The sequence below is a fragment of the Pseudopedobacter sp. genome, from assembly GCF_040392825.1.
In the GTDB taxonomy this organism is placed as follows: domain Bacteria; phylum Bacteroidota; class Bacteroidia; order Sphingobacteriales; family Sphingobacteriaceae; genus Pseudopedobacter.
Genome location: NZ_JBEBVH010000375.1, coordinates 1 through 3095 on the forward strand (window position 1 = coordinate 1; position 3095 = coordinate 3095).

At 34.4% G+C, this 3095-nt stretch carries 2 protein-coding genes; both read left to right on the forward strand.

Annotation, left to right across the window (positions count from 1 at the left end; translation table 11 throughout):
- Positions 1-300 precede the first annotated feature (300 nt).
- The gene (locus ABWO41_RS17130; RefSeq protein WP_353140650.1) at positions 301-1632 is read left to right on the forward strand and encodes a BNR-4 repeat-containing protein; all 1332 of its coding nucleotides are present in this window, start codon (positions 301-303) and stop codon (positions 1630-1632) included.
- Positions 1633-1694: 62 nt separating this feature from the next.
- Positions 1695-2828, forward strand: a complete 1134-nt coding sequence (locus ABWO41_RS17135) for an alpha/beta hydrolase (RefSeq protein ID WP_353140653.1) — start codon at positions 1695-1697, stop codon at positions 2826-2828.
- Positions 2829-3095 lie beyond the last annotated feature (267 nt).

Below are 3095 nucleotides of genomic sequence, written 5' to 3' on the forward strand. Positions count from 1 at the left end.
ACAAAGATTTTAGAATTATTGATAGTAAAGAAAACCACGAGGGAGCGACATGGATAAAAGGAGCGGATATAATGAGATTTCGCTCAAATCAATCTGTTAAAGCATCAGAAAGCTGGGCTATTGCTAAAATTGTAGAATAGTAATTTAGCAGATTCGCTATCCTGTCCAGATCTCCAATAAAATCTGGACTATCAATCTCTGATAAAAATGAGAAGATTCTTGTGAAAATGAATAGTGGAATCAACCAAGCTACTTTTAATATAGAGGGCTATAAGAGAAATAACTAGTTAAAACCCTATTATGTATTATACAAAACATAATAAAAAAATAAAAAGTATAGTAGTGTTATTCATAACACTACTATGTAATGTATACGGATATTCGCAAATAGTACCCTCTGTGTCAGAATACCCGGTTATAGCCAAAGATGCAACCTGGTGCTGGTTTGCAGACCCAAGGGCAGTTTACTATAAAGGTAAGCATGAGAAAATTTATTATGGCTATATAAACACTAAAGGAGATGTAGTTATCAGTTCAAGAGATGCTAACACTAAAGAAATACATACATACATCTTAAACGAAAAACTGCAGGTAGATGATCATAATGTGCCATCAATTCTGTTTCTTCCTGATGGAAAAATACTAACATTTTATACGGAACATAACGGTCGCTTTTTTATGCGGAAAAGTAAGAATGCGGAAGACATAAGCGAATGGGAAGAGGAGAAGGTACTTTCTTTCGGACTTAAAAATCAGCTTATTTGTTATTCCCATCCGGTAATGTTATCAGCAGAGAATAACAGGATTTATATGTTTTTTCGCAGTAGAAATAAAAGAATACCAGATAATCCTAAATATGCAGATTGGAGGCAGAATTATGCTTATAGTGACGATTTTGGTAAAACCTGGACAGATGCTCAATATTATCTAAGCAGTAAGGGAGATTATAATAAAGTCCCTTATTTAAAAATAGTTTCCGATAATAAATCCAAAATTCATTTCCTGTTTACGGATGGGCATCCAAAACTTGGATTATCATCTGTATACCATGCATATTATGAAAAAGGGAAATTCCATCAAACTAATGGAGATGTTATTTCTGACGTAAAGGAGGGACCCTTAGATATTCGCAAAATAAATAAAATATATGATTCTGATAAAGGGAAAATCAAATCTTGGATATGGGACATTGCTTTAGATAAAAAAGGAAAACCTGTAGTAACCTATGCACAATATCCCTCAGTAAAAGACCACATTTATCACTATGCCCGTTGGAATGGAAAACAATGGCTGGATAGAGAAATCATAAATTCCGGTAAATATATCACAAGTCCAGAAAAGACAGGTGCAGTACTAGAAGAACATTATTCAGGAGGTGTTGTGTTAGACCACTATAATCCTGACAACATTTTTCTTTCACGACAAGTGAATGGAGTGTTTGAGATAGAACACTGGAAGTTAAACGGAAAAGACTGGAAGACAAAAGCCATAACTCATAATTCAAAAAGTAATAATATACGTCCTTATGTGGTAGACAATTTTAAGGGTAAAGAGCCCTTAGTGATGTGGATGAATGGCGTATACGAACATTACGTTAGATATAAAACTGATCTTTTAATAAATAAAGAGTAGAATAAAGTTAGTAGACCATAGTAGTGTGTGTCCAAAATTAAATTAACCAATAAAAGAACCTCATGAAGTTATTTCTAAAATGTTGTTTGGTGTTGATCTTTTATTCTTATTGTGCTTATTCACATGAAAGGGAAGGCAAAGGCAATATAGATTTTACTGATAGTTCGGTGCGGGTAAACAAAGATTCGGTTCCCGAGGTTACCAGAGAGGAAATAAAAAGAGCCATGGAAAGGATTTATTTGGAAAAAGGTCCCAAATCAAACTCAACTCCTAAGCCTATAATGGAAACTATAGAAAAGGTAAGACAACCAGATCATGAGCGTTGGCACATCAAATATCTTGTAGATACAGACGAATACGGTTATGCCTATATTTTGCTACCATTAAATATTAAAAAAGGAGAAAAACTGCCCTTGATTATGTGCCCTCATCCTACTGCAGATATAGGAAAGGATAGAGTTGTTGGCATATATAAGGAATCTGCGAAAGATGAGAAAGAACAGATAAGCAGAGAAAACAGGCAGTACGCTTTAGATCTGGTTAGAAGAGGCTTTATAACTTTCGCTCCAGACAGAGCGGCTTATGGCGAAAGAAGGAGGCCGAATGGGACAACAAATAACAAAGCAGAAATGGTCGCTTATCAAAATGAACTATCAAAAAAATATCCAGGTTGGCAGCTTAGTGGCAAAAGTATTTATGACTTAAAGAAGGCCCTGGATTTTCTGACAGAGCTTGATGTTGTTGACTCTTCTAATATTGGAATTATAGGACACTCTTTAGGGGCCTGGGATGCTATTTTACTAACAGCATTTGACGAAAGGGTGAAAGCTGCGGTGGTAAATTCCGGAGGAATGGTAAGTTATAAACCCCAATTATGGAAAGACCAAAAGGAGATTAGAGCCCATTTGTCTAATGCTGATTATAAACTAGGTTTGAATAGTGATGCAAATTTCTTTTTAAGACTTGCAGCGCCACGCTCCGTATTATATCAGTATTCCCTTTTTGATAATTTGAATAGGGGAAATCAACAATTATTGGAATGTTTTAGAGAGCTGACAGAGTATTACAAAAAAGTTAATAAATCCAATAAAGCAGATATAAATTACTACTTACATGGCTATGGACATGATTTTACGGAAGAATCTCGTGAATTAGCTTATAAATGGTTAGAAAAAAGGCTCTCTAGCAAGGAATAGAAAAATAGAAATATTATAAATATGAATTTTTTAAACTTAAATATATAAATTATGAAAAGATCAATTTTTATAGCAGGAATGCTATTTATGCTTTCGTTTACGGTAAGCGCACAAGACAAAGTCGTTTTTTTTGCATAAGCAGGAGACAATGGATATAATTGGCTTAAATCAGGAACAGCAAGCAAAAATTACAGCGCTAACTAAACAGTCTTTTGCAGATATAACAAAGATCAAGAAAGATGCGGAGCTTTCTGAATCTGAGAAAAA

Excerpts from the sequence above, each read along its gene's own strand:
- ABWO41_RS17130 (WP_353140650.1), top strand. The coding sequence starts at position 301 with ATGTATTATACAAAACATAATAAAAAAATAAAAAGTATAGTAGTGTTA.
- ABWO41_RS17135 (WP_353140653.1), top strand. The coding sequence starts at position 1,695 with ATGAAGTTATTTCTAAAATGTTGTTTGGTGTTGATCTTTTATTCTTAT.